Origin of the sequence: Mycobacterium ahvazicum, from assembly GCF_900176255.2 — a bacterium.
Lineage (GTDB): Bacteria > Actinomycetota > Actinomycetes > Mycobacteriales > Mycobacteriaceae > Mycobacterium > Mycobacterium ahvazicum.
Window position 1 is genome coordinate 302,157 of record NZ_FXEG02000002.1, and the last position, 26,974, is coordinate 329,130.

The window sequence follows — 26,974 nt, forward strand, 5'->3', positions numbered from 1 at the left end:
TTGGGATGCCTCGCTAGGTCGCCAGCCAGGAAAGCTCGCCGGGTAATTGCAAACGCCACCACGTCATGTCGTGGCCTCCGACGGTGAAGCTTACCGCCGGAGGCGTTTTGAGTTGGCTCACGAATTGGCGTGTCGCGGGATAGAACCGGTCGAATGTTCCGCAGTCCACCCGCAGCGGAATCTGCGACAGCGCCGGCAGGCCCATGACGCTGTTGGTCATCCAGTCCTCTTCGCTGTCAAACGCTTTGGGTGCGCAGTCGGCGTAGGACGGGTACAGCGCCGGGCTGATTGCGCAGATCCCCGCGGTCCGCGACGGCCCCAGCTTGGCGCCCAGACGCAGTGCCCCGTATCCACCCATGGACCAGCCCATGAAGCCCACCCGAGACGTATCCATGCCCATCGAGCCCAGCATCGGCAACAGCTCGTCGAGGACCATCGCGCCGGAGTCGGTACCGTCGGCCCGCTTGTGCCAGTAGGAGTCGCTGCCGCCGTCGACACCGACCACCGCGAACGGCGGCTTGCCCTCCTTGACCAGCCGGGCCAGCGCGTCCTCGACACCGCAGTCCAGCATCATGTTCGCGTCGCCGTCCTTGCCGTGCAACGCGATTACCGGCCGCAGCGGCCCGCTTTGCGACATCTGCCCGGGCGGCAGCGCGATCACCCAGTTGGTCTTGACCCCGCCGCGCGCCTTGGAGATGAACGAGCCCGTCAGTTTGTTGGGCAGGTTGCTGCTCGCGGTCGACGGTTCGAACGGGGAGGGCAATGGCGCCGCTCGTGGCTGCAGCGGATCCAGCCAGGCGCTCAACGCCCACGCGCCCGCGGCCGCAACGGTGGCATTGGCGCCCAATCGCAGCACCGCGCGGCGGTTCGGTTCAGGCACGAGCGTCATAATGCCGCGCGCACCGCGTCATTCCGACCCCGTCGCGGAGTTTGGAAGGGCTTTGTGATGCGGCAGTCATCGAGCAGTGACGTGCGGCGCAGCACAGTCCGGCGGATGGAATCTGCGAGGTTTCAACCCTCGCGCGGCGCACCGCGCTTCGCGACGCTGGAGCTTTCGTGCATGGTTTCGAAACGAATGCTGATCAGGAACGGAAAAGGATTCGATGACTCTGGCATTTCACTGGTTCTTGCCGACGTACGGGGATTCGCGCAATCTCGTTGCCGGTGGGCACGGTACGTCGATGCACGGCGACCGGCCTGCGACGCTGCGATATCTGCACCAGATTTGCGCCGCCGCCGAGGACAACGGTTTCGAGGCGGTGCTCACACCGACCGGATTGTGGTGTGAGGACGCCTGGTTGACGACGGCGACGCTGATCGAGCGCACCGAGACGCTGAAGTTCCTGGTCGCCTTTCGCCCGGGCCTGCTGAGCCCCACCCTGGCCGCACAGATGGCCGGCACCTTCCAGCGCCACTCGGACGGACGGCTGCTGCTCAATGTCGTCACCGGTGGCGAACCCCACGAGCAGCGGGCCTACGGGGATTTCCTGGACAAGCAGGCGCGCTACGCCCGCACCGCCGAATTTCTCGACGTGGTGCGGCAATTGTGGACCTCGAAGGAACCGGTGACGTTCGCCGGTGAGCACGTTCACATCGAGGGCGCACAACTGAACAATCCGCCCGACCCGATTCCCGAGGTGTTCTTCGGCGGCTCGTCCGGGTCGGCCGGGCCGGTCGCGGCGAAGTACTCCGACGTCTACCTCACCTGGGGGGAACCGCTGGCGGCCGTCGGCGAGAAATTGGATTGGGTGCGCGGGCTGGCCGCCGATGTCGGGCGGACCCTGAAATTCGGGTTGCGGATCCACGTGATCAGCCGCCCGAGCGCCGAGGAAGCCTGGGCCGAAGCCGATCGGCTGCTCGAGGCGATCGACCCGGCGGACGTCGAACGCGTGCAGGCGAGTCTGGCCCGCAGCGAATCCGAGGGACAGCAGCGGATGCTGAAGTTGCACGGCGGCAAGAGCAGTGAGTTGCTGATCGCCCCCAACCTGTGGGCCGGCGTCGGCCTGGTGCGTGGTGGTGCGGGCACCGCGCTGGTCGGGTCGCACGAAGAGGTCGCGCAGCGACTGATCGAATACGCGGACCTCGGCATCGACCACTTCATCCTGTCCGGATACCCGCACCTGGAAGAGGCGTACTGGTTCGGCGAGGGCGTGCTGCCGCTGCTGGAGCGCCGGGGCGTATGGAAGCACCCCAATCGCAGGCCCCGGCAGCCGGCCTCGTCGACACCGTTCGCCGCGGCGTCGGCGCAATAGCCGTGGCGACGACGCTGCCCGCCCCCGCACCGGCGGACAACCTCGACGAATCCGACGCCGACCGGCGCCGGCGCCTGCGCACCGTCGTCGCGGCGAGCCTGCTCGGCACCACGGTGGAGTGGTACGACTTCTTCCTCTACGCCACCGCCGCCGGGCTGGTGTTCAGCAAGCTGTTCTTTCCCAACGCCAGCTCGCTGGTGGGCACGCTGCTGGCGTTCGCGACGTTCGCTGTCGGGTTTGTGATGCGGCCCGTCGGTGGCCTGGTGTTCGGCCACATCGGTGACCGGATCGGGCGCAAACGCAGCCTGGCGCTGACGATGCTGATCATGGGAGGTGCGACGGCGCTGATCGGCGCGCTGCCGAGCGCCGCCGCGATCGGGGTGTGGGCGCCGATCCTGCTGCTGGTGCTGCGCGTGCTGCAGGGTTTCGCACTCGGCGGTGAGTGGGGCGGTGCGGTGCTGCTGGCCGTCGAACACAGCCCCGGCGACCAGCGCGGCCGGTACGGGGCGATCCCCCAGATCGGCCTGGCCCTGGGCCTGGCGCTGGGGACCGGCATATTCGCGCTCCTGCAGGTCGAGTTGGGTTCGGCGGAGTTCCTCGCCTACGGCTGGCGGATCGCCTTCCTGCTGAGCCTGGTGCTGGTCGTGGTCGGCGTCCTGGTGCGGTGGCGCGTCGACGAGACACCGGCGTTCCAGGAGCTGCGCGACCTCGAGGCGGCGTCCACCGTGCCGATCCGTGAGATTTTCCGCGGCGGCCGCTCCAGGCGAAACACCTTGCTGGGACTGCTTTCTCGGTGGGCCGAGGGTTCGGCGTTCAACACCTGGGGGGTGTTCGCGATCAGCTATGCCACCGGGTCGCTGGGCTTCCACAAGGTGCCCGTCCTGGTCGTGGTGACCATCGCCGCCCTGGTGATGGCGGTGCTGTTGCCCGTGTCGGGCGCACTGACCGACCGGTACGGCGCCCGGCGGGTCTACCTGGTGGGCGTGGTGTGCTACGGCCTGGTGACCTTCCCGGTATTCGCTCTGTTCGGCACCAGGAATCTGGTGTTGTTCGGGCTGGCGATGGTCATCGTGTTCGGTGTCGTGCACGCGCTGTTCTACGGCGCGCAGGGCACGCTGTTCTCGTCGCTGTACCCGACTCAGACCCGCTACACGGGCCTGTCGTTCGTCTACCAGTTCTCGGGCATCTATGCCTCCGGGGTGACGCCGATGATCCTGACCGCGCTGATCGCCGCGACCGGAGGCACGCCGTGGCTGGCGTGCGGGTATCTGGTTGCCACGGCGGTGATTAGCGTGATCGCCACGGCGTTGATCCGCGACCAAGATCTCTACCTCTAAGCCCCCTGCACAGTCACTTTCCTCAGTAGGCTGCACTACTGGAGTTGTCGTTCCCCGTCGGCAGCCGCCGAGGAAGCGAGAAGGCAAGTGACTGACGCTAACGTCGCCGGTTTCGAGTCGTTGTATGACCAGGCGGAGCACACCGACCGGCGGATCCCCTGGGACATCGGCGGCCCGCAGCCCGCCGTTGAGCAACTGGTGGCTTACGGCGGGATCCGCGGCCAGGTGCTCGATCCCGGTACGGGTCCCGGCTACCACGCCATTCATTTTGCGGCGCAAGGGTATTCAGCAACCGGAATCGACGAGTCGCCGTCGGCTATCGAGCGCGCCAAACGAAACGCCGAACAGGCCGGGGTCCAAGTCGATTTCCAGGTGGCCGACGCCACCAGGCTGGAAGGTTTCGACGGCCGATTCGACACCGTGGTGGACAGCGCGTTTTATCACGTGTTTTTGAATGACGAGGACGTCCAGACCCGGTACGCACAAGCGCTGCACCGGGCCACCAAGCCCGGGGCACGTCTGTACATGTTTGAATTCAGCCCCCACAACGTCAACGGCCTGCAGTGGACGGGTATACCGGCCGACAATTTCGAGCGGGTGCTCGGTGGTAGCGGGTGGCATATCGACTACCTGGGTGCAACGACCTATCAGGCCCGCTTCCTCAAGGAGACGTTCGACGCGATGAAAACCTTTGCGTCCGACCAGCAGGGCGAGATTCTGGAGAAGATGCGACCGCTGGTGCATCGACTGGGCGTGATCGATCCGCTCCTGGAAGACCACCGGGTGCACCTTCCGGCGTGGTCGGTGGTGGCCACCCGCCTGGACTAAACAGCTTCAAGGGCGGGCGCTTGCAACGGCGTCGGGACACCGGCGTCGGCCTGGCCCAGCAGGCCGGCGCGGGCCGGCGTGCAGACCGTCTCGCCCAACAGCGCGCTGGCGTTGAGCTGGGGCTGGATTCCCGAGGTTCCCGCCAACCCCGGTGAGCCGCTCGCGACCGCGGTCGCCGGCGCCACCGGGGCCGTGCTGGGGGCGATGGGCGTCGCGACCGGGCTCAGGGAGGTGATCGCGAATCCCTCACCGCTGATGTTGGCCGTGCCGCCCCCGACCTCGACGAGGGCGGAGCTGCCGGCGCTGAGCATCACTGGGGCGTTTGGCTGGACTACGGTTGCGGCGCCCTGCTCTAAAGGGATTACGAAGCCGTCCCCCAGCAGGATGACGCCGTTGCCGCCTTGGAGGGTGACCGTGACAGTGGAGTCGCCTTGAGCCCCGACGAACGCCACGCTTGTTTCATCGAGAGTGGTTGTCACGGTGTAGGAGCCGGGACCGATGGCGGGGTCGGCGTCGGCGGCGGCGCTAGAGACGAGCTGGTTCGTGAAGCCGCTCGAGTTGAGTTGCTGCGTGGCGGTATTCGAGCTGAGCTGTACCAGGGATTGGGTGCGGGCGCTGGTGGTGTTGCCGGAGGCTTGGGCCACGGCGCGAGTCTGGTCCAGCTGCCCGTCCGGCCGGGTGGTCTGTTGTGGTTGGTCAAAGGGTTGCAGTGCGCTGGCGGTCTCGGAGTCGGCGGCGTAGGCGTACATCGCGGTGGCGTCTTGGACCCACATCTCCATGTACTGGGCTTCGGTGGCCGCAATCGCCGGCGTGTTCTGTCCCAGGAAGTTGGTTGCCACCAACACCATCAGCTGGGCACGGTTGGCCGCGATGACCGGCGGAGGCACCGTCATCGCGTACGCCGCCTCGTACGCAGCCGCGGCGGCGTACGCCTGTGCGGCGGTTTTCGCGGCTTGAGCGGCGGTGGCCTGCAGCCACCCCACTGGGTGTGCGGCCGCGCCCGCCATCACCAACGACGAAGGACCCAGCCAGCGGCTGGTCAGCTCCGCGACCTGCGCGGTGCAGTCACTCGCGGCCACCTCCAGCTGAGCGCTCACCGCATCCCAGCCCGCTGCCGCCGCCAGCATCGGTCCCGCCCCGGGGCCGGTATACATGAGTCCGGAGTTGACCTCCGGTGGCTGCAGCGCGAAATCCATGGCATGAGCCTCTTTTCGGCCATAAGCGTGTTTCTTACGGAGCTTCATGCATGCGCAGAGGATCTAACGCCGCTTACGTAAACGCGCGGCGACAGCGTGCTTAAGCTCCGCTATAGACCACGGGATTCATGCGTGAAAACGCTTCTGCTGTTGGAATTCCGCGGGCCTGAGGGTTTCAATTGCATTCTCTCCCAGCATTTCACGCGATATTTTTAAAACCCACGTCGAATCCAGGTAGTTCGGGCTAATACATCGCGGGTCCGGCTAGAGGTGACCGGGCGCCGCTCGCAAACCAGCGGCGTGGCGACTGGCTGCATAACCTGAGCGCCAGTCGTCGGGCGCTTCTGGTTGATGCATCAGCCACCATGTGCTGTGGTTAATTTCCATGACTAGCTGGGGCGCGCCGGGAGGCCCGAGACATGCAAGACGTGAGTAGCACTGCGGAGCTGCGCCAAGGGCTTTCGCAGCGGCAGCTGAGCATGATCGCGCTCGGCGGGGTGATCGGCGCCGGGTTGTTCGTCGGGTCGGGCGTGGTGATCCGGGACACCGGTCCCGCCGCGTTCCTGACGTATGCGCTGTGCGGGGTGCTGGTCGTCCTGGTGATGCGGATGCTGGGCGAGATGGCCGCCGCCAACCCGTCGACCGGATCGTTCGCCGATTACGCGGCCAAGGCGTTGGGCGGCTGGGCCGGGTTTTCGGTGGGCTGGCTGTATTGGTACTTCTGGGTGATCGTCGTCGGGTTCGAGGCGGTCGCCGGCGGCAAAGTCCTCAACTATTGGTTCCACGCGCCACTGTGGTTGCTGTCGCTGTGCCTGATGGTGTTGATGACCGCGACCAATCTGTTCTCGGTGACATCGTTCGGCGAGTTCGAATTCTGGTTCGCCGGAATCAAAGTCGCGACCATCATCGCATTCCTCGGCATCGGTGCGGCGTTCGTGCTCGGCCTATGGCCAGGGCATCACGGCGGGTTCGCCAACCTGACCGCTCACGGCGGATTCTTCCCCAAGGGCATCGGCGCGGTCTTCGCCGCGATCGTCGTGGTGATCTTCTCGATGGTCGGCGCCGAGATCGTCACGATCGCCGCGGCCGAAAGCCGCGACCCGGCGCTCGGCGTGCAACGGGCGACCCGCTCGGTGGTCGTGCGCATCGCGATCTTCTTCGTCGGCTCGGTCTTTCTGCTCGTCGTCATCCTGCCGTGGCACTCGGTCGAGCTCGGTGCTTCGCCGTATGTCGCGGCGTTCAAGCAGATGGGCCTGGCCGGTGCGGATCAGGTGATGAACGCCGTGGTGCTCACGGCGGTGCTGTCGTGTTTGAACTCCGGCCTCTACACCGCGTCGCGCATGTTGTTCGTGCTCGCCGCGCGCAACGAGGCGCCGATGCGGCTGGTCAAACTCAGCGGACGCGGGGTGCCGCACTTCGCCATCTTGTTCTCGTCGGCGATCGGGTTCCTGTGCGTGCTGATGTCCTGGCTGGCGCCGCGCACGGTGTTCCTTTTCCTGCTCAATTCCTCGGGCGCGATCATCTTGTTCGTCTACTGGCTGATCGCCCTGTCACAGATCATCCTGCGTCGGCGGACTCCCCCGGAGAAGCTGCGATTGAAGATGTGGTTCTTCCCGGTGCTGTCGATCCTCACGCTGGCCGCAATCACCGCCGTGCTGGTGCAGATGGCGTTCGACCATTCGGCACGCAGCCAGTTCTGGTTGTCGCTGTTGTCCTGGGCGTTCGTGCTGGGGCTGTATGCGGTGATGCGCGCGAGGGTTCGCCGCGCCGCCTAGGACGTCTTGGTGAACAGCACCGCCTGCTCGAACGGCAGCCGCCCGAACACCTTCTGCACCCCGTCGCTGACATGCTCGGCGGCCTCGTCGCGGCTGACGATCTGGGGGTCGGTGATGCCGAACGTCTTGCCGTGGCGCCGCATCTTCCCACCGCCGGCCGCCTTGAGGTTCTTCAGCCAGTCGCGGTCCGGGCCGTAGGTCAGCAGCACCGCGATGCCGGGTTTGCCGTCGACGGTCGCGTTGAACGCGCTCACCGGCGTGCGGAACTCCTTGCCGGATTTTCGCCCGGTGTGCTCGATGATGGCGAAGGACGGGGCCCACCCGGCCCACATCTTCTGGATGGGGTTGGTGACGTGCCGGTTGAACCGGGCCAGGCCTTGGGGAAGTTGCATGACACCATCCAACTCTTCCTCGGCGGGCGACTTCAAGGCGTCGCCGCTTAATCCGGCGCAAACGGCGTAGGTTCATTGCATGGCCGCCTCACCCGGCGATGAAGCCGCCCAACGCGCTCGCGAGCTGCTGCAGCGCGCCGCGGAGCTCGCGGAACGCAAGGCCGTCACGCCCGAAGACGCTGAACGCGCGGCCGAGCGTGCCGCGCACGCCCGGGTGCGCGACCAGCAGGCCCGCGACCGGGAGCTGCTGCGCCACTACGAGGCCGGCGCGGCCCACGAACGCGCCGCGGAGATCGAGGAGCTCGCTGTTCGGGAGGGTCTCGGCGATGTCGCGGCGCACCGTCGTGCGGGAGAACGAGAACGCGCGGCGGCCCGCCGGGACCTGATGGCCGCGCAGGAATCCGACCAACAGGACGCCTGACTGCTACACCCTGTAGTTGAGCGATCGGCGAAGGCTGGGACACTGGTCGGCATGGGCAGCACTGATCAGACGACCGCGTCGGTGCGCACCTCGGCGCGGTTGTTCGACGACGCCTGCAAGGTCATCCCCGGCGGGGTGAACTCGCCGGTGCGGGCGTTCACCGCGGTGGGCGGCACGCCGCGCTTCATCACCGAGGCGCACGGCTGCCGGCTCACCGACGCCGACGGCAATCGCTACGTCGACCTGGTCTGTTCCTGGGGCCCGATGATCCTGGGCCACGCGCACCCGGCCGTGGTCGACGCGGTCGCCAAGGCCGCGGCGAACGGTCTGTCGTTCGGGGCGCCCACCCCGGCGGAGTCCGAGCTGGCCGCCGAGATCATCGGCCGGGTCGCGCCGGTCGAACGGCTGCGGCTGGTGAACTCCGGCACCGAGGCCACGATGAGCGCGGTGCGGCTGGCCCGCGGCTTCACCGGCAGGGCCAAGATCATCAAGTTCTCCGGCTGCTATCACGGCCACGCCGACGCATTGCTCGCCGACGCCGGATCCGGGGTGGCGACACTGGGATTGCCGTCCTCGCCCGGCGTCACCGGTGCCGCCGCGGCCGACACAATTGTGTTGCCCTACAACGATATTGACGCAGTGCGCGAAACGTTCGCGCAGTTCGGTGACCAGATCGCCGCGGTGATCACCGAGGCCAGCCCCGGCAACATGGGTGTCGTCCCGCCGGGTGCGGGCTACAACGCGGCGCTGCGGGCGATCACCGCAGAGCACGGCGCGCTGCTGATCGTCGACGAGGTGATGACCGGCTTCCGGGTCAGCCGAAGCGGTTGGTACGGAATCGATCCCGTCGCCGCGGACCTGTTCACGTTCGGGAAGGTGATGAGCGGTGGGCTGCCCGCCGCCGCATTCGGCGGACGGGTCGAGGTGATGGAGCGTCTGGCGCCGCTGGGGCCGGTGTATCAGGCCGGCACCTTGTCGGGTAACCCGGTGGCGATGGCCGCCGGGCTGGCCACCCTGCGCGCCGCGGACGATGCCGTCTACGCCGCGCTGGACGCCAACGCCGACCGCCTGGCCGGGTTGTTCTCCGAAGCGCTCACCAATGCTGGTGTGCCGCATCAGATTCCGCGAGCCGGCAATATGCTCGGGGTGTTCTTCACCGACACGCCGGTCACCGACTTCGCGTCGGCTCGCAATAGCCAGACGTGGCGCTACCCGTCGTTCTTCCACGCCCTGCTGGACGCGGGGGTCTATCCGCCGTGCAGCGCGTTCGAGGCGTGGTTCGTTTCGGCGGCACTCGACGACACCGCGTTCGAGCGAATCGCGGCCGCGCTGCCCGGTGCCGCGCGCGCTGCCGCGAGCGCGACCCACGAGGGAGAAGCTTGATGGCCGAACAAACCCGGGTGCATGTGATGCGCCACGGCGAGGTGCACAACCCCGACGGCATCCTGTACGGGCGGCTGCCCGGATTTCACTTGTCCGACCGCGGGAAAGCGCAGGCGGCGGCGGTCGCCGACGCGCTGGCCGGCCGCGACATCGTCGCGGTCATCGCCTCGCCGCTGCAGCGGGCGCAGGAGACCGCGACCCCGATCGCGTCCGGGCTCAACCTGCCCATCGACACCGATCCCGATCTGATCGAGTCGGCGAACTTCTTCGAGGGCCGGCGGGTCAGTCCCGGTGACGGCGCCTGGCGCGACCCGCGGGTGTGGTGGCAGCTGCGTAATCCGTTCGCGCCGTCCTGGGGTGAGCCCTATCGCGAGATCGCGCAGCGCATGTCGACCGCGGTGGACAAGGCGCGTGCCCGCGGCGCGGGCCACGAGGTGGTGTGCGTCAGCCATCAGCTGCCGGTGTGGACGTTGCGGCTGCACCTGACCGGCCAGCGGCTGTGGCACGACCCGCGGCGGCGCGAATGCGACCTCGCCTCGCTGACCACCCTGGTCTACGACGGCGACCGGCTGGTCGACGTCGAGTACTCCCAACCGGCGCGAGGCACTTGACCGTGCTTCGGTCGATGATCGCCGTGGCTGTGTTGGCAATCTCCGGATTGCTGACCGGCTGCTCGGCTGGTCATGACGCCGTCGCGCAGGGCGGCACCTTCGAATTCGTCTCTCCCGGAGGCAAAACCGACATCTTCTACGACCCGCCGTCGAGTCGCGGCCGCCCCGGCCCGCTGTCCGGGCCGGACCTGGCCGACCCGTCGCACACGCTGTCGCTGGACGACTCGATCTTCTCCGGCAACGTCGTCGTCATCAACGTCTGGGGCCAGTGGTGCGGGCCGTGCCGCGCCGAAGTCACCCAGCTGCAGCAGGTGTATGACGCCACCCGCGAATCGGGGGCGTCATTCCTCGGCATCGACGTGCGCGACAACAATCGCCAGGCGGCCCTGGACTTCGTCAACGACCGGGCCGTCACCTACCCGTCGATCTACGACCCGGCGATGCGCACCCTGATCGCGTTCGGCGGCAAGTATCCGACCACCGTCATCCCGTCGACGCTGGTGCTGGATCGCCAGCACCGGGTCGCAGCGGTGTTCCTGCGGGAGTTGCTGGCGTCCGACCTGCGTCCGGTGGTGCAGCAGCTGACCCGGGAAGCGCCGCCGGGCGTGCAGGCGCCGGGGCAGCAGGGTTCGTCGCGATGAACGGTTTCGCACAGACCGCCGCCGCCGGGCCCTTGCTGGTGGCGCTGGGTGCCTGCGTGCTCGCGGGGCTGGTGTCGTTCGCCTCGCCCTGCGTGGTGCCGCTGGTGCCCGGCTACCTGTCTTATCTGGCCGCGGTGGTCGGAGTGGACGACCAGCCGGGCTCCGGTGTGGTCAAAGCCCCGCCCGCGGCCCGGTGGCGCGTCGCCGGATCTGCGGCCCTGTTCGTCGCCGGATTCACCACGGTGTTCGTCCTCGGCACCGTCGCCGTGCTCGGGATGACGACGACGCTGATCACCAACCAGCTGGCGCTGCAGCGCGCCGGCGGCGTGCTGACCATCGTGATGGGCCTGGTGTTCGTCGGGCTCATTCCCGCGCTGCAGCGCCAGGTCGGGTTCAGCCCGCAACAGCTGACGACGGTCGCCGGGGCGCCGGTGCTGGGTGCGGTGTTCGCGCTGGGGTGGACGCCGTGTTTGGGCCCGACGCTGACCGGCGTGATCACCGTGGCCTCGGCCACCGAAGGCGCGAATGTTCCCCGCGGCATCCTGCTGGTGATCGCCTACTGCCTGGGATTGGGAATCCCGTTCGTGCTGTTGGCTTTTGGCTCGGCGCGCGCGGTCGCCGGCCTGGGCTGGCTGCGCCGGCACAGCCGGGCCATCCAGGTCTTCGGCGGCGCGCTGCTGATCGCGGTCGGGGTGCTGCTGGTCACCGGCGTGTGGAACGACTTCATCTCCTGGCTGCGCGACGCGTTCGTCAGCGACGTGAGGTTGCCGATTTGAGGCACGCTTTCGCTTGGATGCGCAACACCTGGCGCGCGCTGACCTCGATGGGCACCGCGCTGGTGCTGCTGTGCCTGCTGGCGCTCGGCGCGATCCCCGGCGCGCTGCTGCCGCAGCGCAGCCTGAACGCCGGCAAGGTCGACGAGTATCTGGCCGCCCACCCGACCATCGGCCCGTGGCTGGATCGGTTGCAGGCCTTCGAGGTGTTCTCCAGCTTCTGGTTCACCGCGATCTACGTGCTGCTGTTTGTCTCCCTGGTCGGCTGCCTGACCCCGCGGATGATCGAGCACGCCCGCAGCCTGCGCGCCACGCCCGTCGCCGCCCCCCGCAACCTGGCCCGGCTGCCCAAGCACGCCGGCTCGCAACTCACCCTGGCCGACGAGGCGGACCTGAACGCCGTGGCGAACAACATCGCCGGGCGCTTGAACGGCTGGCGCACCGCGATCCGCCACGAGGACCACGCCGTCGAGGTCTCGGCCGAAAAGGGCTACCTCCGCGAATTCGGCAACATCGTCTTCCACTTCTCGCTGCTGGGCCTGCTGGTCGCGGTGGCCGTCGGCAAGCTGTTCGGCTACGAAGGCAACGTCATCGTCATCGCCGACGGCGGCCCCGGCTTCTGCTCGGCCTCACCGGCCGCGTTCGACTCGTTCCGCGCCGGCAACACCGTCGACGGCACCTCGCTGCACCCAATCTGTGTACGGGTCAACGACTTTCAGGCACACTACCTGCCGTCCGGGCAGGCCACGTCGTTCGCCGCCGATATCGACTACCAGGACGGTCGCGACCTGGCGGCCAACAGCTGGCGGCCCTACCGGCTGGAGGTCAACCACCCGCTGCGGGTCGGCGGCGACAGGGTGTACCTGCAGGGCCACGGTTACGCGCCCACCTTCACGGTGACCTTTCCCGACGGGCAGCAGCGGACGTCGACGGTGCAGTGGCGCCCCGACAATCCGCAGACCCTGCTCTCGTCGGGGGTGGCGCGCATCGACCCGCCGGCCGGCAGCTACCCGAACGCCGCCGAGCGCCGCCAGCACCAGATCGCGATCCAGGGCCTGCTGGCGCCGACCGCGCAACTCGACGGCGCGCTGCTGTCGTCGCGGTTCCCGGCGCTGGACGCCCCGGCGGTGGCCGTCGACATCTACCGCGGCGACACCGGCCTGGACACCGGGCGCCCGCAATCGTTGTTCACCCTGGACCCGCGGCTGATCGAGCAGGGCCGGCTGACCAAGGAGAAGCGGGTCAACCTGCGCGCCGGCCAGGAGGTGCGCATCGACCAGGGTCCCGGCGCGGGCACCACGATCCGGTTCGACGGGGCCGTGCCTTTCGTCAACCTGCAGGTTTCCCACGACCCCGGCCAGGCGTGGGTGCTGGTCTTCGCGATCACGATGATGGCCGGGCTGCTGGTCTCGCTGCTGGTGCGCCGCCGCCGGGTATGGGTTCGTCTGATGCCGGCGGAATCGGCCCCCGGTACGGTGAACGTCGAGCTGGGCGGCTTGGCCCGCACCGACAACTCCGGTTGGGGCGACGAGTTCGAAAGGCTCACCGAGCGCTTGTTGAGCGGGCTCGACGAATCCGCCGCCCCGGGCCAGGCCCAATACCCAGCGTCCAGAAGGAGTTCTGAGGTGGACGTCACGTGAACACCACACACGTCAATATCGGCTTGGCGCGCTACTCCGACTGGGCGTTCACCTCGGCGGTGGTGGCCCTGGTCGTCGCAATGCTGCTGCTGGCCTTCGAGCTCGCCTACGCCGGCAGCAGGCGATCCGACAACCGCGAGCGGGTACTGGCCGGCGTGCGCGCCGACAGCGCCACCCCCGGCATCGTCGAGGACGCCGACCGGCGGCCGGTCGACGAACGCGCCGGGCGGGCCGGGCTGGCGGTCGTCTACCTCGGCATCGGCCTGCTGCTGGCCTGCCTGGTGCTGCGCGGCCTGGCCACCATGCGGGTGCCGTGGGGCAACATGTACGAGTTCATCAACCTCACCTGCCTGTGCGGGCTGATCGCCGGCGCAATCGTGCTGCGCCGCCCGCAGTTCCGCCCGCTGTGGGTCTTCCTGCTGCTGCCGGTGCTGATCCTGCTCACGGTGTCCGGGCGCTGGCTTTACACCAACGCCGCTCCCGTGATGCCGGCGCTGCAGTCCTACTGGCTGCCCATCCACGTGTCGGTGGTCAGCCTGGGCTCCGGGGTGTTTCTGGTCGCCGGCATCGCCAGCATCCTGTTCTTGCTGCGCACCTCGCGGTTCGGCGACCCCGCCGCCGACCAGCGCGCTGAGGGCGTGCTGCAACGTGTGGTGCATCGGCTGCCCGACGCGCAGACCCTGGACCGCATCGCCTACCGCACCACGATCTTCGCGTTCCCGGTCTTCGGTTTCGGGGTCATCTTCGGAGCCATCTGGGCTGAGGAGGCCTGGGGCAGATATTGGGGCTGGGATCCCAAGGAGACGGTTTCGTTCATCGCCTGGGTGGTATACGCGGCGTACCTGCATGCCAGGTCGACCGCGGGTTGGCGAGACCGAAAGGCCGCCTGGGTCAACGTGGTCGGTTTCGTGGCCATGGTCTTCAATTTGTTCTTCGTTAACCTGGTCACCGTGGGCCTGCATTCGTATGCCGGCGTGGGCTGACAGTTAGGAAGCGACACCGCAACAAGGGGGAAATGCACGTGGCTGAGCAGTCATCGAGTGGCGTGGGGGCGCCCGAACATCCGACGGCTGATTTGAATCCGCAGGAGCAGCAGTCGGCCGGCGAGACGTCTGTCGATCCCAACACCGAGGCACCGACCAGGGCCTTCGCGGGCTTCCGCGCCCAGGGTCGGCCGCCGGCAACCGAGCGGCGCGAAGCACCGGCGCCGCCCCCGGGCGCGATGCCGCCCTGGGATTCCACGCCGGTGACCGGCATCCCGCGCGTCGACCCGACCGCATACGGCGCCTACTACAACGGCCAGGCCGACGCGCCCGCGCAAGCCCCGGCCCCGTACCGCCGCGAGCACCTGCCGCACACCCCGTATCCGGAGCTGTCCACCGGCATGCTGCTGCGCCCGATCAAGCCGCCGCCCTCCGAGGGCTGGCGCCGGCTGGTGTACGTGCTGTCCGGCCGGACGATCAACCTGGGCGAGAGCCCTCGGGCTGCCCGGCAGAACAACCTGGTGGCGTCGGTCAACCGGCCGCTGCGCGGCTCCTACCGGATCGCGGTGATCTCCCTGAAGGGCGGCGTCGGCAAAACCACGATCGCCGCCACCCTGGGTGCCACCTTCGCCGAGATCCGCGGCGACCGGGTGGTGGCCGTCGACGCCAACCCCGACCGCGGCACCCTGAGTCAAAAGGTTCCGCTGGAGACCGCGGGCACGGTGCGTCAGCTTCTGCACGACGCCGGAGCCGTCGAGCGCTACAGCGATGTCCGCCGCTACACCTCGAGGGGCCCGAGCGGGCTGGAAGTGCTGGCGTCGGACAGTGACCCGGCGGTGTCGGAGGAATTCGACGCCGACGACTACACCCGCACCCTGGGCATCCTCGAGCGCTACTACGGCCTGGTGATCACCGACTGCGGGCCGGGCCTGCTGCACTCGGCGATGTCGTCTGTGCTGGAGAACGCGAACGTTCTGATCGTGGTGAGTTCTGGTTCCATCGACGGTGCGCGCAGCGCCTCGGCGACGCTGGACTGGCTGGACGCGCACGGCCACGAAGCGCTGGTGCGCAATTCGATCGCGGTCATCAACGCGGTGCGCCCGCGGACCGGCAAGGTCGACATGAACAAGGTGGTCGACCACTTCTCCCGGCGCTGCCGCGCGGTGCGGTTGGTGCCCTACGACGCTCACCTCGACGAGGGCGCCGAGATTCACCTGGATCAGCTGCGGCGGGAGACCCGCGAAGCACTCACCAGCCTGGCTGCCGTTGTCGCCGAAGGGTTTCCGGGAGACCAGCCAAACCTCGGCCTGGGCTAGTCGAGCCTGACGGAGGGGTCAGCGGGGGCTATCGTCCCCGCTTCCCAACCGCCGCATGAAGTCTGGATCGTCGTCGGGCCCGATGACGCGCGTCTTCGGCCGGTGCGCCTGCGATCGCGCCGCGCGCCAGCCAACGTAGATCAGCGTCCCCAAGACCAGGACGACCACCAGGTAGAGCACTGCACACCTCCTGTGAGCGAATATACTCGCGCCGTAGGCTCGAGCTGTGTCAGAAAGGCCGAGCGACAACAGCACTGGGAACCATCCGCCGGACGGTGCGCAGCAGCGCACTCGAGACCGCGTGGTGGTCGACGTTTTGCTCTACGCGGCGGCACGACTGCTGCTCGCGGTGGTGCTCACCGCGGTGATCTATCTCGTCGCGCGGCTGCTCGGCGTCACCCAGATCCCGATCGTCGTCGCGGCGCTGTTCGCGTTGATCATCGCGATGCCGTTGGGCATCTGGGTGTTCGGCTCGCTGCGCCGGCGTGCCACGGCCTCGCTCGCGGTTTCCGGCGAACGCCGCCGCGCCGAACGCGAACACCTGCAAGCCCGGCTGCGCGGTGAGGCCGTCGACGACGAGCCTTCCGAGACCTGAGCTCAGTAGTTGGGCATCCGCACGACCTGCGCGGCGTAACTCAGGCCGGCGCCGTAACCGATCAGCAGGGCCAGATCGCCGGGCTGGGACGCCCCGGTCGCGAGCAGCTCGGCCATCGCCAGCGGAATGGACGCCGCGGACGTGTTCCCGGTGTGCTCAATGTCATTGGCGACGATCGCGTCCGAGCGAAGGTCCAGATTCTTGGCCAGCACCTCGTTGATCCGGGCGTTGGCCTGATGCGGGATGAACACGTCGATCTGGTCGGATCGCACGCCCGCGGCGTCCATCGCCTGCCGCCCGACCTTGCCCATTTCGAATGCGGCCCAACGGAATACAGCGCTGCCTTCCAGCCGGAGAAACGGGCGCGGGCCAGTCGGGTTCTCGGTGTAGGCGATCCAGTCGATGTCCTGACGGATGGCCATGGCCTGTTCGCCGTCGCTGCCCCACACGGTCGGCCCGATACCTTGCTCGGGCGTCTCGCCCACCACGACCGCGGCGGCGCCGTCGGCGAAGATGAAGCAGTTGCTGCGGTCGAGCATGTCCACGGTGGGGGACAGTTTCTCCGAACCGATGACCAGCATCTTGGCCACGCTGCCGCCGCGGATCATGTCGGCCGCGACGCCGACCGCGTAGCCGAAGCCGGCGCATCCGGCCGAGACGTCGAATGCGGGCACACCGGTTGCGCCCAACGCCGAAGCGACCGCCGGTGCGCTGGCCGGGGTCTGCAAGAACTGCGTGCTGGTGGCGACGATGACGCCGTCGATGTCGGTCGCTTCCAGCGAGGCCCTGGCGATCGCTTCCCGGCTGGCCTCGATCGACATGGACGCGACGGATTCGTCGGCGGCGGCGAAGCGGCGGGGCTTGATGCCGGGGCGCGAGTAGATCCACTCATCGGACGAGTCGATGTTGCGACACAGCTCCTCGTTCGTGACCACGCGTTCGGGGCGGTACGCGCCGACGCTGAGCAGTCCGATGTTCCTGGGCCCACTGGTCGCGGCGATCTGCTGCATTGCGCTCCTCGCTCGGTCTAGCGGTGTAAGGGCTGTCACACCGACGCTAACGTGTGTTGCCGGAATCCGACGACGTCTTCGTAAGGAATCCCGTTATCGGGTGTGTAATGACGGCGCCGTCACCGCACACTCGAAGCCCTCAGCGCACACTCAACGCATCAATAACGGGGGGCCAGCGCCAGGGCCGCGGCCACCGCGACCGCCCAGACCAGCATCGTCAGCCCCGTGTCCCGCAGCACCGGGATCAGCTCGGGGCCGCCGCGCCCGGATCGCACCGGCGCGGCAGCGCGCAGCGCCAACGGCGTGGCGATCAGGCCCGCCGCGCACCATGGCGTCGCCCACATCAACGCCAGGGTCAGCACCCCGGCGGTCGCCAGCAGCCCCTGGTAGAACACCCGGGTGTAGGTGTCGCCGAGGCGCACCGCGAGGGTGATCTTGTTGGCCTGCGCGTCGGTCGGGATGTCCCGCAGATTGTTGGCCACCAGCACCGACGACGACAGCGCGCCGGTGGCCACCGCCAGCTCCAGGCCTACCCAGTCCACCTGCAGTGCCTGGGTGTACTGCGTGCCCAGCACCGCGACCAGCCCGAAGAACACGAACACGGCGACCTCGCCGAAACCCGCGTACCCGTAGGGCCGCGAGCCGCCGGTGTAGAGCCAGGCGCCCGCGATGCACACGACACCGACCGCGATCAGCCACGGCGCGGACAGCAGGGCCAGCGACAGACCGGCCGCCGCGCCCACCGCGAGCGAGGCCACCGCGGCGGTCAGCACCGCCCGCGGCGTCGCCAGTTTCGAGCCCACCAGCCGTGCCGGGCCGGTCCGGACGTCGTCGGTGCCCCGGATGCCGTCGGAGTAGTCGTTGGCGTAGTTGACGCCGACCGTCAGCGCCACGGCGACTGCCAGCGCCAGCAGCGCTTTCCACCACACGGCGCTGTGCAGCCATGCCGCCGCACCGGTGCCCGCGACGACCGGTGCGATCGCGTTGGGCAGCGTCCGCGGCCGAGCCCCCGAAATCCACTGCGCAAAAGTGGCCACCAGGGCATCCTGCCCTATGCGCCAGAATGGGCGAATGCCCGCCGGTGACGATGCAGAGCGGAGCGATATGGGGGCACCACCCGCTTGCGGGGGAGAGGAAGCGGCGTCAATGCTCGGGGTGATCGGCGGCAGCGGTTTCTATACGTTCTTCGGCTCCGACGTTCACCACGTCACCCCCCAGACCCCATACGGCCCGCCCAGTGCCCCGCTGACGGTGGGCACCGTCGGCGAGCACGAGGTCGTTTTCCTGCCCCGGCACGGCGCCCGGCACGAGTACTCGGCGCACACCGTGCCGTACCGTGCCAACATGTGGGCGCTGCGCTCGCTGGGGGTGCGGCGGGGGGTCGCGCCGGGCGCGGGGGGGAGGCTGAACCCCCCCCATGGGCCGGGCTCCATCGTGGGGCCCGATCAGCTGGGGGGCCGCACCAACAGCCGCGCTGACACCTACTTCGACTCCGGCGCGATTCACGTCGACTTCGCCGACCCGTATTGCCCGGTATTGCGCGAGGCGGCCACCGGCCTGCCCGGCGTGGTCGACGGCGGCACCATGGTAGTGATCCAGGGCCCGCGTTTTTCCACCCGCGCCGAGAGCCAGTGGTTCGCCTCGGCGGGTTTCACGCTGGTCAACATGACCGGATATCCGGAGGCGGTGCTGGCTCGTGAGCTTGAAATATGTTATGCGGCAATCGCTTTGGTGACCGATCTGGACGCCGGTGTCAGCCATGGTCAGGGGGTGAAGACGGTCGACGTGATGGTGGAGTTCGAGAAGAACATCGAGCCGTTCAAGACGCTGGTGCGCGCGGCCATCGGCCGGGTGGCCGTCGAGCGCGACTGCACACACTGCCTGTCGCACACCGGTGTCACGCTGCCCTTCGAGCTGCCGTGAGGGTGCTGCTGACCGGTGCGGCCGGTTTCATCGGGTCGCGGGTGGACGCGGCGCTGCGCGCGGCGGGTCACGAGGTGATCGGTTTCGACCTGCTGTTGCCCGCCGCCCATGGTCCAAAAGCATTGCTGCCCAACGGGTGTCACCGGGTTGACATCCGGGACGCCGAGGCGCTGGCCCCGCTGCTCGACGGGGTGGATCTGGTGTGTCACCAGGCCGCGATGGTGGGCGCCGGCGTCGACGCGGCCGACGCGCCCGCCTACGGCGGTCACAACGACTACGGCACCACGGTGCTGCTGGCGCAGATGTTCGCCGCCGGGGTTTCTCGCCTGGTGCTGGCGTCGTCGATGGTGGTGTACGGGCAGGGCCGCTATGACTGTCCGCAACACGGGGAGGTTGACCCGTTGCCGCGACGGCGGGCCGATCTGGATGCCGGAGCCTTCGAGCACCGTTGTCCGCTCGGTGGCGAGGAGCTGGCCTGGCGGCTGGTCGACGAGGATGCCGCCCTGCGCCCGCGCAGCCTGTACGCCGCCAGCAAGACGGCCCAGGAGCATTACGCGCTGGCGTGGTCGGAGGCGACGGGCGGCTCGGTGGTGGCGTTGCGCTACCACAACGTCTACGGCCCGGGCATGCCGCGCGACACCCCGTACTCCGGAGTGGCGGCGATCTTCCGCTCGGCGCTGGAAAAGGGTGAGCCGCCAAGGGTTTTCGAAGACGGCGGCCAGATGCGTGACTTCGTCCACGTCGACGACGTGGCGGCCGCCAACCTGGCTGCCACCGCTGACCGCGACGGCTTCACCGCGGTCAATGTCTGCTCGGGACGGCCGATCTCGATCCTGGAGGTGGCCACCGCGATCTGCCAGGCGCGCGACGAGGCGGTGTCCCCGGTGATCACCGGGCAGTACCGCAGCGGCGACGTGCGCCACATTGTCGCCGACCCCGCGCGCGCCGCCGAGGTGTTGGGCTTCCGCGCGGCGATCGATCCGCGTGAAGGCCTGCGCGAGTTCGCATTCGCGCCGCTGCGGTAAGCCTCGCTACGAGGGGTCGTGCGGCGGCCGGTAGATCTGCGGCTTGGCGACCGGGATCTGGCTGGTGGCCGAATCGTCACCGCGGAAGATCCGCGGCGAGCCGGCCAGTTGCGGTATCGCGGTGGTCGGTGATTCGCCGGTGTGAATCCGGGTCGTCACATCGGCCGGCGCAGCGCCGGTCGGGATGTGGGTCGTCGGCGCCTCGGCGTTCTGCGCGACGGCACGCCGGCGCGCGGCACGGCGACGCCGCCGCAGCCGGCTCAGGTGTCCGGTGATGATCGCCGCCACCAGGATGCACACCGCCAGCGCGGACAGCGCCACGTCGAAGGTGCTGGTGATCTGCTGGGCGAGATCGTTTCCGTAGACCGGGTTTTGCACCGCATTGGGCGCTTCCTGGAACCGCGGCGCCAGCACGACGCCCACGATCACCCGCGAAATGCTCAGTGTGGCAACAAGTCCGCACAGCGTCGTGATCAGCCGGGCGGAGGCCGACGCCTGACCCAGGCTGCTCCGCAACCAGATGGCCAGCGCAGCGGTGGCCACGTCGAACGCGGCCAGCACCACACTGTCGTAACGCGAGTACGGGTAGTTCAGGCTCACCGCGACGGCCAGGTCGGTGATCCGCATCACCACCGACCCCAGGCTCCACATGACGATGAGCGACAGGCCGGTTCGGGCCGCCGCCCGCCAGGCGCCCTCCTCGGACGACACGGTGCGGGCGCGCCCGAACAGCGTGCGCGGCACGAAGATCGCCGCGACCGCGGCCCACGCCAAATAGCCCTCGAACCCGACGCCCGCCGTCGACGTGTTCTGCGCGATGCCGTGGAACGCGTCGATGTCACGGCCGACCGGGAGCAGCCAGACGATGATCCCGGCGACCAGCGTCGAGGCCCCCAGCGCGATCGTCGCCAGCCGGGCAGCCCTGGTGCCGCTGAGCAGCCACCGCGAGGCGACGAGCACCGCGATCAAGGCGACCAGGCCGTACACCGTCGCCGTCGCGATGACCGCGATGTTCTGCCTACCGAAGTCGCCGCCCGAGTCGCCCAGCGCGTACTTCACCCGCCAGTACAGCGTGAAGCCGAAGCTCAATGCCGCGGCCACCATCGAGACGTAGCCGATGATCTGGGCGGAGCGGTGCCGCCCGTCCGCGGTGTCGTCGTCCGGCGCGTCGACGTGGCCGCCGGCCTGCGTGCTCAGCACCGCGCCGGCCACGCCCAGCCAGGCGCCCGGCCCGACACCGCCCGGCACGGTCACGGTCCCGCCGAAGCGGACTGTCTCGAACGCGTCGAACCCGACGAAGGCGAGTACCAGCAGCAAATAGGGAACGTTGAGCGCCAGACGAAGCGTGCTGACCGTCCGCCCGGAACCGGGCAAAGCGATGGCGATCAGCGAAAGTAGGGTCACCCCGATCAGGGCCGCGAACACCGAGGTGTTGCTGTCGGCGATCGCGATGCCGAAATACAGGTTCCACGGCAACAGCGCCGCGGCGAGGAGCAAGACGGCGGCGCTCAGGTCGGCCACGACGTTGCGCCGCGGGGCCGGCGCCCCGGCAACCTGCGGGCCCGCGGCCGGCACACCTCTGATGGGGCCGGTAGGCGCCTCGTCGCTGCTCTGGCTCACGGTTCCCCCCGGGTATCGAGGACGGTTACGGACGGCGCACATTCGCTCAGGTGGCCAGGGAACCCCCTGCCGTGGCGACTTCGTTGCTTACTTGGAAACATAATCTCCGTTCGGACGACGCGGGAGTGACCGTCCGGTCTGGGAACGCGGTTACGCTGCGCCTGTAGGCGAACGGGGTCGCCCGAATGATTGTTACTGCCGACGGTACCGAAGTGTAATGATGCCGGGACAAGCTGGTTGCGGGGTCGGCCAGCCGAAGGAGAGCAGGTATGGACGTCGTTTTGGGGGTCGCTGTCACCGGCCCCGTCGCCCGCTTGGCGCTTGTCGGAGCGGGTGCCGGCGGTAGTGACGTGATCGACCAATCCGTCGTCGACCTGGCTAACAACCCCATCGAACAACTCACCGAAACCGTGGTCGGCACTAATCGGCTGCTGGCGAACGACAACCACCGGCTGGTCGGGACCCGGCTGTGCTGGACCGACCATCCCAGCGCCGACCAGCTGCGGCAGGCGCTGGAGGATTCCGGCGTTCACAACGTCGCCGTGCTGTCGCAGTCGCAGGCGGTGACGGCCCTGATGCGTGCGGCGGGCCGGTCCGGCGGCGCGCTGGTGGTGGACGACAACACCGCGACGCTGTCGGTGGTGGGCTCGGCCGACGGGGATCCGGACGCACCGCCGACCATGCTGGCCAGCGAGCTGCTGGGCGGCGACGCCACCGGCACGCTGGACACGATGATGGCCCGGCTGGGCGCGCACCCCGAGGCCACCAACGACGTGTTCCTGGTGGGCGCCTCGTCCGATCTATCCGGGGTCGCCGATCAGCTGCGCGACGCGACGGTGCGGGTGCAAATTCCCGAAGACCCGACTTTCGCGCTGGCCCGCGGCGCCGCGATCGCGGCCGCACCGCCGGCCGCGGACTCCACCGCGATGGCCCCTGCGGTCGGGCTGACCAGCGATGCGACGGCGATGGCGCCCGCGGCCGGGCTGACCGGCGACGCGACCGCGATGGCCCCGTCCGCCGGGTTGACCGATCCTGCCGCGGTCGACCAGCTGGCCTACTCGATGACCGACGATGACGACGATCTGTTCGAGGGCGAGGTCGACGATTTCGACGACTTCTACGAGGACGACCCCGACGCGGAGACCGGCCCGCTGAAACTGAGCCGCCGGTCGTTGCTGGTCGGCAATGCCGTGATCGCGTTCGCGGTCGTCGGGGTGGCCTCGCTGGCCGTCGCGGTGGTGGTTGCCGTGCGGCCGACCGCGGCCCAGGAGCCGGTGGTGGGTCACCAGAACGCCGCGCCGGGCAAGTTCATGCCGCTGTTGCCGACCCAGCAGCAGGCGCCGGTGCCCCCGCCGCCGCCGCAAGCGCCCAACGCGGGCTACCAGGGCGGCGTCATTCCGGCTGTGCCGCAGGCGCCGGTGGGTCCGGCACCGGTCGGTCCCGCTCCGGAAGCACCGGTCGCACCGGTTGTTCCGGGCCTGGTGCCCAACCCGGATGGGCCGATTCCGATACCGGTGCCGATCATCGTCCCGTACCCGGGCTGGCGGCCACATCCCTGGTATCCGCCGTACACGCCGCCGACGTACACGACACCGACCACGCCGACGACGCCGACCACACCGACCACCCCGACCACGCCGACGACGACCCCGTACACGCCGCCGACGACGACGACGCCGACGACACCGACGCCGACGACCACGCCGTACACACCGACGACGCCCGTCCCGCCGCCGACGACGACGTCCACGCCACTGACGCCGACGACGACCGTCGCGCCCACCACGGTCGCTCCCACGACGCAGGCGCCGACTCAGCAAACCCAGACGCCACAGACCCAGACGCAGCAGCCGACGGTCCAGCCGACGCAGCAGCCGACCGTCCAGCCGACGCAGCAGCAGACGGTCGCGCCCAAGCCGCCCACCCAGCAGCAGACCGCGGCGCCCAAGCCGCCGCCGCAGACCGTGGCCCCCAAGCCGCCATCCAGTGGCGGGGGCGGCCACTCGTCTTCCGGGTTCTGATCGCGGCTCATGCCCGGCGACCTGGTCACGGTGGTGCTGCCGTGTCTGAACGAGGAGGAGTCGTTGCCGGCGGTGCTGGCGGCCATCCCCGCCGGTTATCGGGCACTGGTCGTGGACAACAACAGCACCGATGACACCGCGGGCGTCGCCAAACGGCACGGCGCCGACGTCGTCGCCGAACCGCGGCCCGGATATGGCTCGGCGGTGCAAGCCGGCGTGGTCGCCGCGACGACTCCGATCGTGGCGGTCATCGATGCCGACGGCTCGATGGATGCCGGCGACTTGCCGCGGCTGGTCGCGGCGCTCGAGCAGGGCGCGGACCTGGCGACTGGCCGGCGGCGGCCCGTTGCCGGGCTGCACTGGCCGTGGGTCGCGCGGGTGGGCACCGTGGTGATGAGCTGGCGGCTGCGCACCCGTCACGGCCTGCCGGTCCACGACATCGCGCCGATGCGGGTCGCCCGCCGGGATGCGCTGCTGGGTCTCGGGGTCGTCGATCGGCGCTCCGGGTATCCGCTGGAGTTGCTGGTGCGCGCCGCGGCGGCCGGCTGGCGTGTCGTCGAGCTCGACGTCAGCTACGGACCCCGCACCGGTGGCAAGTCGAAGGTCAGCGGATCACTGAGGGGCAGCATCATCGCGATCCTCGACTTCTGGAAAGTGATTTCATGATCCCGGTGACGCTGCTCGTCGTCGCCAAGGCGCCGGAGCCCGGCCTGGCCAAGACCCGGCTGGCCGCTTCGGTCGGCGATAGGGTCGCGGCGGAGATCGCCGCGGCGGCGTTGCTGGACACGCTCGACGCGGTGGCGGCCGCCGCGGTGAGCTCGCGGGTGGTCGCGCTGACCGGAGACCTGGATGCGGCCGCCGGCGCGGCGCAGATCCGGCAGCGGCTCGAGTCGTTCACGGTGATCGAGCAACGCGGTGACGACTTCGCCGACCGGCTGGCCAACGCCCACGCCGACGCGGCCAACGGCTGTCCGGTGTTGCAGATCGGCATGGACACCCCGCAGGTGACCGCCGAGCTGTTGACCGACTGCGCGCGCCGGTTGTTGAATGCGCCGGCTGTGCTCGGCCCGGCCGACGATGGTGGTTGGTGGCTGCTCGGTGTGCAGAACCCGGCGATGGCCGAATGTCTGCGTGTCGTGCCGATGTCTCAACCCGACACCGGCGAGCTCACGCGAAAAGCTCTGAAAGACAACGATATTGACGTGATTATGCTAAAGCAGCTGAGCGATTTCGACGTCGTTGCCGATGTCGCCGCGGTACGGGAGGCCTGCGGGCCGGCCAGTCGTTTCGCGCGCGCCACCCGCGCGGCGGGACTCTAGCGCGCTCCCGGCGTGCATCCTGGGCGGAAATTCGGCGGCACATTTCCCGCCGCCACCGCACACTCAAGATCATTGCCGCACAATCAACGTCGTTGCCGCACTGTCGACGGCGCACCCGACCAGTTGTCTAGTGCTTGGCGGTCTAGCTCTTCCCGCCCTTGCCGGTTTCCTCGAGTTGTTTCGGGCAGTACGATTTCGCGGAAATCGTCGCGAACTGGGCGGCGCCGCTGGTGGTCAGCGCGGGGTTGTTTTCCTTGAGGTCGTTGAGCAGTTGCAGACCGGATACGCCACGAGAGATCAACCCGCACACCGATTTTCCGGCGGATATCGCTTGGCCCGGGTCCTGAAAGCTGATTCCCACCGCATGCAGGTCCGCCAGGAAGACTTCGTTGTTGTCATCGACGGCCGCCTCATCGACGCCGGTTTCGCCGTAGGCAGGCACCGCGACGACGAATCCCATCGAGATGCCGAGAACGGCGAGCAGCAGTTTCATAATTCCTCCATCTCCGTACTGATGTTCCTGCGCCGCAAAGGCTTTCCCGCGGTTATCCGAGCTTGGATTCGGTCGAAATGACCGGGGCCCGCGCGTCGTCGGTGACATGCACCGCGTGGACGCCGGGCGTGGTCGTCAATCTGGCAACCAAGTCGTCGAGCCCGGCTTCGTCGACACTCCAGTGCTGCACCTGGTCGGGCTGTTCTTGCAGTTGCGCGATGACGCGGTCGAGTTTGACCGGACCTACGCGGCGCTCACCGGTGATCGTGCGGGACTGGATGCCGGTTGAGCTGACGACGCGGGAAACCGGGCTGCCCAACGCACCACCGGACAGACTGCCCAGGGTCGCCTCGTTGATCAGGCCGGCATCCAGGCTCGCGGGAGCCGCTGCCACACTGGCAGGCAGTGCGGTCGAGGTCAGCCTGATCGCCGGGGTGGCGGTCGCCCAACTCGGCGGCACCGACATCGATCCCACCGTCGGCGCGCCGCCCAGCACCGCCGACACCGGCCGCACCGCGCCGACGGCGGCGAGATGTCCGGGCGACGCAAGACCGGCGCCCAGCGACGACTTGGCCATCGCGGCACTCCATGGCGCGTAGATGAAGAAGTTCTTCCACTGCGAAACACCAAGGCCGATACTGGCATTGACGACGTTGGTCCACGTGCCCTGACTGCCGATCGACGAAATGGTGGAGTACAGCGCTTCCCACATCGGTGCGACATCCGAGCTCCCCGTCACCCCGGTGATCAGTTGCTGCCAGAACGTCGCGTACTGACCCGTGAGCGAGTTGATGTAGTTCTCCAGCTCCGTCAGCCACGACGACAACGACTGCGGCGGTGCCGCGGCCGCCGCGGCGGCTTGAGTTGCCGGCGCGGTCGCGGAGGTGGTTTGCGGCGCCTCGCGGAACGCCGTCAGCTCACCGGCAGATTCCGAGGCGCTGGCGTAGCCGAACATCACCTCGACGTCCTGAGCCCACATCTCGCCGTATTCGGCTTGGTTGGCCGCGATTTCGCCGTTGTTCTGGCCGAGGATGTTGGTCGTTAACAGCTCTTCCAGCTCGAGACGGTTCTCGATGATCAGCGGAGGCGGAACGGCCGCCGCCAACGCGGCCTCGTAGGCGCGCGCCGCGGCCAGCGCCTGGGACGCGGCCTCCTCGGCCTGAGCCGCCGTCGTCGACGTCCACGTCACATACGGTGCCGCTGCCGCCGCCATGGCCTCGGACGACGGACCCGCCCACGACTCGCCGACCAGTTCTGAAATCACCGAACTGTACGAGGCCGCGGCGGAATGCAACTCGGCGGCCAGCGCCTCCCACGCCGCGGCGGCGGCCAAAAAGGATCCCGAACCCGGGCCCGAGTAGAGCAGACCGGAGATCAGCTCCGGTGGCTGCACTGCGAAATCCGCGAAAACCATTGCCGT

Annotated in this window: 27 protein-coding genes; 18 read left to right on the forward strand and 9 right to left on the reverse strand. The window is 68.7% G+C overall.

Going from position 1 to position 26,974, the window contains the following annotated elements; translation table 11 throughout:
- Positions 1–13: 13 nt before the first annotated feature.
- Complete coding sequence (locus tag MAAFP003_RS03670; protein WP_096284531.1) at positions 14–889, reverse strand: alpha/beta hydrolase; 876 nt, start codon at positions 887–889, stop codon at positions 14–16.
- 214 nt (positions 890–1,103) lie between these two features.
- Here MAAFP003_RS03670 and MAAFP003_RS03675 point away from each other — a divergent pair, with 214 nt between their 5' ends.
- The 3 genes from MAAFP003_RS03675 to MAAFP003_RS03685 all read left to right on the forward strand — a co-directional run bounded on the left by MAAFP003_RS03675 (position 1,104) and on the right by MAAFP003_RS03685 (position 4,417).
- Positions 1,104–2,252, forward strand: coding sequence for an LLM class flavin-dependent oxidoreductase (locus MAAFP003_RS03675; protein ID WP_096284533.1), 1,149 nt, complete (start codon positions 1,104–1,106; stop codon positions 2,250–2,252).
- A gap of 2 nt (positions 2,253–2,254) precedes the next feature.
- Positions 2,255–3,589, forward strand: a complete 1,335-nt coding sequence (locus MAAFP003_RS03680) for an MFS transporter (RefSeq protein WP_243393915.1) — start codon at positions 2,255–2,257, stop codon at positions 3,587–3,589.
- An 87-nt stretch (positions 3,590–3,676) separates the two neighbouring features.
- Entirely contained in the window at positions 3,677–4,417 is a 741-nt protein-coding gene (locus tag MAAFP003_RS03685) for a class I SAM-dependent methyltransferase (RefSeq protein ID WP_096284537.1), read from the forward strand.
- On the opposite strand, the gene MAAFP003_RS29875 is transcribed toward MAAFP003_RS03685, so the two are convergent.
- Positions 4,414–5,613, reverse strand: a complete 1,200-nt coding sequence (locus MAAFP003_RS29875; protein WP_096284539.1) for a PPE family protein — start codon at positions 5,611–5,613, stop codon at positions 4,414–4,416. The two genes, MAAFP003_RS03685 and MAAFP003_RS29875, sit on opposite strands and share 4 nt — an antisense overlap.
- 428 nt (positions 5,614–6,041) lie before the next feature.
- Between MAAFP003_RS29875 and MAAFP003_RS03695 the strand changes: the two genes are divergently transcribed.
- Positions 6,042–7,388, forward strand: coding sequence for an amino acid permease (locus tag MAAFP003_RS03695; protein ID WP_096290856.1), 1,347 nt, complete (start codon positions 6,042–6,044; stop codon positions 7,386–7,388).
- Here the strand turns inward: MAAFP003_RS03695 and MAAFP003_RS03700 are convergent.
- The gene (locus MAAFP003_RS03700; protein WP_096290857.1) at positions 7,385–7,780 is read right to left on the reverse strand and encodes a nitroreductase family deazaflavin-dependent oxidoreductase; all 396 of its coding nucleotides are present in this window, start codon (positions 7,778–7,780) and stop codon (positions 7,385–7,387) included. The two genes, MAAFP003_RS03695 and MAAFP003_RS03700, sit on opposite strands and share 4 nt — an antisense overlap.
- 79 nt (positions 7,781–7,859) lie before the next feature.
- On the opposite strand from MAAFP003_RS03700, the gene MAAFP003_RS03705 reads away from it, so the two are divergent.
- Genes MAAFP003_RS03705 through MAAFP003_RS03740 form a run of 8 tightly spaced genes read left to right on the forward strand, consistent with a single transcriptional unit; the run spans position 7,860 to position 15,548 of the window.
- Positions 7,860–8,201: a hypothetical protein gene (locus MAAFP003_RS03705; RefSeq protein WP_096284541.1), complete on the forward strand. Its 342-nt coding sequence runs from the start codon at positions 7,860–7,862 to the stop codon at positions 8,199–8,201.
- Between the two features lie 51 nt (positions 8,202–8,252).
- Positions 8,253–9,584 (forward strand): glutamate-1-semialdehyde 2,1-aminomutase, encoded by a 1,332-nt coding sequence (gene hemL / locus MAAFP003_RS03710; protein WP_096284543.1) that lies wholly within the window; start codon positions 8,253–8,255, stop codon positions 9,582–9,584.
- On the forward strand, positions 9,584–10,195 hold the full coding sequence (locus MAAFP003_RS03715; RefSeq protein ID WP_096284545.1) for a histidine phosphatase family protein: 612 nt from the start codon (positions 9,584–9,586) through the stop codon (positions 10,193–10,195). The genes hemL and MAAFP003_RS03715 overlap by 1 nt, the downstream gene beginning before the upstream one ends.
- 14 nt (positions 10,196–10,209) lie before the next feature.
- Positions 10,210–10,836: a TlpA disulfide reductase family protein gene (locus MAAFP003_RS03720; RefSeq protein ID WP_423790850.1), complete on the forward strand. Its 627-nt coding sequence runs from the start codon at positions 10,210–10,212 to the stop codon at positions 10,834–10,836.
- Complete coding sequence (locus MAAFP003_RS03725) at positions 10,833–11,612, forward strand: cytochrome c biogenesis CcdA family protein (RefSeq protein ID WP_096284549.1); 780 nt, start codon at positions 10,833–10,835, stop codon at positions 11,610–11,612. Before MAAFP003_RS03720 ends, MAAFP003_RS03725 begins: the two co-directional genes overlap by 4 nt.
- 17 nt (positions 11,613–11,629) lie before the next feature.
- A complete protein-coding gene (gene resB, locus MAAFP003_RS03730) occupies positions 11,630–13,249 on the forward strand; it encodes a cytochrome c biogenesis protein ResB (protein WP_207768454.1) in 1,620 nt (539 codons plus the stop codon).
- Positions 13,246–14,232, forward strand: a complete 987-nt coding sequence (ccsB, locus tag MAAFP003_RS03735; RefSeq protein ID WP_096284551.1) for a c-type cytochrome biogenesis protein CcsB — start codon at positions 13,246–13,248, stop codon at positions 14,230–14,232. The genes resB and ccsB overlap by 4 nt, the downstream gene beginning before the upstream one ends.
- A 32-nt stretch (positions 14,233–14,264) precedes the next feature.
- Positions 14,265–15,548 (forward strand): MinD/ParA family ATP-binding protein, encoded by a 1,284-nt coding sequence (locus MAAFP003_RS03740; RefSeq protein WP_096284553.1) that lies wholly within the window; start codon positions 14,265–14,267, stop codon positions 15,546–15,548.
- 18 nt (positions 15,549–15,566) lie between these two features.
- Here MAAFP003_RS03740 and MAAFP003_RS29515 read toward each other — a convergent pair whose 3' ends face one another.
- A complete protein-coding gene (locus MAAFP003_RS29515; RefSeq protein ID WP_096284555.1) occupies positions 15,567–15,728 on the reverse strand; it encodes a hypothetical protein in 162 nt (53 codons plus the stop codon).
- Positions 15,729–15,774: 46 nt separating this feature from the next.
- Here MAAFP003_RS29515 and MAAFP003_RS03745 point away from each other — a divergent pair, with 46 nt between their 5' ends.
- Positions 15,775–16,143, forward strand: coding sequence for a DUF4229 domain-containing protein (locus MAAFP003_RS03745; RefSeq protein WP_096284557.1), 369 nt, complete (start codon positions 15,775–15,777; stop codon positions 16,141–16,143).
- Between the two features lie 2 nt (positions 16,144–16,145).
- Here the strand turns inward: MAAFP003_RS03745 and fabH are convergent, their stop codons facing one another.
- Together fabH and MAAFP003_RS03755 are read right to left on the reverse strand one after the other, a co-directional pair.
- Positions 16,146–17,153 (reverse strand): beta-ketoacyl-ACP synthase III, encoded by a 1,008-nt coding sequence (gene fabH / locus MAAFP003_RS03750; RefSeq protein WP_096284559.1) that lies wholly within the window; start codon positions 17,151–17,153, stop codon positions 16,146–16,148.
- 158 nt (positions 17,154–17,311) lie between these two features.
- A complete protein-coding gene (locus MAAFP003_RS03755) occupies positions 17,312–18,190 on the reverse strand; it encodes a 1,4-dihydroxy-2-naphthoate polyprenyltransferase (RefSeq protein ID WP_096284561.1) in 879 nt (292 codons plus the stop codon).
- 109 nt (positions 18,191–18,299) lie between these two features.
- On the opposite strand from MAAFP003_RS03755, the gene MAAFP003_RS03760 reads away from it, so the two are divergent.
- Together MAAFP003_RS03760 and MAAFP003_RS03765 are read left to right on the forward strand one after the other, a co-directional pair.
- On the forward strand, positions 18,300–19,076 hold the full coding sequence (locus MAAFP003_RS03760) for an S-methyl-5'-thioadenosine phosphorylase (RefSeq protein WP_096284563.1): 777 nt from the start codon (positions 18,300–18,302) through the stop codon (positions 19,074–19,076).
- Positions 19,073–20,101 carry an NAD-dependent epimerase/dehydratase family protein gene (locus MAAFP003_RS03765; RefSeq protein WP_096284565.1) on the forward strand — a complete coding sequence of 343 codons (1,029 nt, stop codon included), beginning with the start codon at positions 19,073–19,075 and terminating at the stop codon, positions 20,099–20,101. Before MAAFP003_RS03760 ends, MAAFP003_RS03765 begins: the two co-directional genes overlap by 4 nt.
- 6 nt (positions 20,102–20,107) lie before the next feature.
- On the opposite strand, the gene MAAFP003_RS03770 is transcribed toward MAAFP003_RS03765, so the two are convergent.
- Complete coding sequence (locus MAAFP003_RS03770; RefSeq protein ID WP_096284567.1) at positions 20,108–21,763, reverse strand: DUF7937 domain-containing protein; 1,656 nt, start codon at positions 21,761–21,763, stop codon at positions 20,108–20,110.
- 227 nt (positions 21,764–21,990) lie between these two features.
- Between MAAFP003_RS03770 and MAAFP003_RS29360 the strand changes: the two genes are divergently transcribed.
- From MAAFP003_RS29360 to MAAFP003_RS03785, 3 genes are read left to right on the forward strand one after another with little or no spacing between them, the layout of a single operon-like run.
- On the forward strand, positions 21,991–23,742 hold the full coding sequence (locus MAAFP003_RS29360; protein WP_096284569.1) for a DUF7159 family protein: 1,752 nt from the start codon (positions 21,991–21,993) through the stop codon (positions 23,740–23,742).
- Between the two features lie 9 nt (positions 23,743–23,751).
- Positions 23,752–24,408: a glycosyltransferase family 2 protein gene (locus MAAFP003_RS03780; RefSeq protein ID WP_207768455.1), complete on the forward strand. Its 657-nt coding sequence runs from the start codon at positions 23,752–23,754 to the stop codon at positions 24,406–24,408.
- The gene (locus MAAFP003_RS03785) at positions 24,405–25,061 is read left to right on the forward strand and encodes a TIGR04282 family arsenosugar biosynthesis glycosyltransferase (protein ID WP_096284571.1); all 657 of its coding nucleotides are present in this window, start codon (positions 24,405–24,407) and stop codon (positions 25,059–25,061) included. The genes MAAFP003_RS03780 and MAAFP003_RS03785 overlap by 4 nt, the downstream gene beginning before the upstream one ends.
- A 142-nt stretch (positions 25,062–25,203) precedes the next feature.
- On the opposite strand, the gene MAAFP003_RS03790 is transcribed toward MAAFP003_RS03785, so the two are convergent.
- Positions 25,204–25,554 carry a DUF732 domain-containing protein gene (locus MAAFP003_RS03790; RefSeq protein WP_096284573.1) on the reverse strand — a complete coding sequence of 117 codons (351 nt, stop codon included), beginning with the start codon at positions 25,552–25,554 and terminating at the stop codon, positions 25,204–25,206.
- 52 nt (positions 25,555–25,606) lie between these two features.
- Positions 25,607–26,968, reverse strand: a complete 1,362-nt coding sequence (locus MAAFP003_RS03795; RefSeq protein ID WP_096284575.1) for a PPE family protein — start codon at positions 26,966–26,968, stop codon at positions 25,607–25,609.
- Positions 26,969–26,974 lie beyond the last annotated feature (6 nt).

Coding starts and splice junctions, on each gene's coding strand:
- MAAFP003_RS03670 (WP_096284531.1), bottom strand. CDS start 889: ATGACGCTCGTGCCTGAACCGAACCGCCGCGCGGTGCTGCGATTGGGC.
- MAAFP003_RS03675 (WP_096284533.1), top strand. CDS start 1,104: ATGACTCTGGCATTTCACTGGTTCTTGCCGACGTACGGGGATTCGCGC.
- MAAFP003_RS29875 (WP_096284539.1), bottom strand. CDS start 5,613: ATGGATTTCGCGCTGCAGCCACCGGAGGTCAACTCCGGACTCATGTAT.
- MAAFP003_RS03700 (WP_096290857.1), bottom strand. CDS start 7,780: ATGCAACTTCCCCAAGGCCTGGCCCGGTTCAACCGGCACGTCACCAAC.
- MAAFP003_RS03705 (WP_096284541.1), top strand. CDS start 7,860: ATGGCCGCCTCACCCGGCGATGAAGCCGCCCAACGCGCTCGCGAGCTG.
- hemL (WP_096284543.1), top strand. CDS start 8,253: ATGGGCAGCACTGATCAGACGACCGCGTCGGTGCGCACCTCGGCGCGG.
- MAAFP003_RS03715 (WP_096284545.1), top strand. CDS start 9,584: ATGGCCGAACAAACCCGGGTGCATGTGATGCGCCACGGCGAGGTGCAC.
- MAAFP003_RS03720 (WP_423790850.1), top strand. CDS start 10,210: ATGATCGCCGTGGCTGTGTTGGCAATCTCCGGATTGCTGACCGGCTGC.
- MAAFP003_RS03725 (WP_096284549.1), top strand. CDS start 10,833: ATGAACGGTTTCGCACAGACCGCCGCCGCCGGGCCCTTGCTGGTGGCG.
- resB (WP_207768454.1), top strand. CDS start 11,630: ATGCGCAACACCTGGCGCGCGCTGACCTCGATGGGCACCGCGCTGGTG.
- MAAFP003_RS03740 (WP_096284553.1), top strand. CDS start 14,265: ATGCACGTGGCTGAGCAGTCATCGAGTGGCGTGGGGGCGCCCGAACAT.
- fabH (WP_096284559.1), bottom strand. CDS start 17,153: ATGCAGCAGATCGCCGCGACCAGTGGGCCCAGGAACATCGGACTGCTC.
- MAAFP003_RS03760 (WP_096284563.1), top strand. CDS start 18,300: ATGCTCGGGGTGATCGGCGGCAGCGGTTTCTATACGTTCTTCGGCTCC.
- MAAFP003_RS03770 (WP_096284567.1), bottom strand. CDS start 21,763: ATGTGCGCCGTCCGTAACCGTCCTCGATACCCGGGGGGAACCGTGAGC.
- MAAFP003_RS29360 (WP_096284569.1), top strand. CDS start 21,991: ATGGACGTCGTTTTGGGGGTCGCTGTCACCGGCCCCGTCGCCCGCTTG.
- MAAFP003_RS03780 (WP_207768455.1), top strand. CDS start 23,752: ATGCCCGGCGACCTGGTCACGGTGGTGCTGCCGTGTCTGAACGAGGAG.
- MAAFP003_RS03785 (WP_096284571.1), top strand. CDS start 24,405: ATGATCCCGGTGACGCTGCTCGTCGTCGCCAAGGCGCCGGAGCCCGGC.
- MAAFP003_RS03790 (WP_096284573.1), bottom strand. CDS start 25,554: ATGAAACTGCTGCTCGCCGTTCTCGGCATCTCGATGGGATTCGTCGTC.
- MAAFP003_RS03795 (WP_096284575.1), bottom strand. CDS start 26,968: ATGGTTTTCGCGGATTTCGCAGTGCAGCCACCGGAGCTGATCTCCGGT.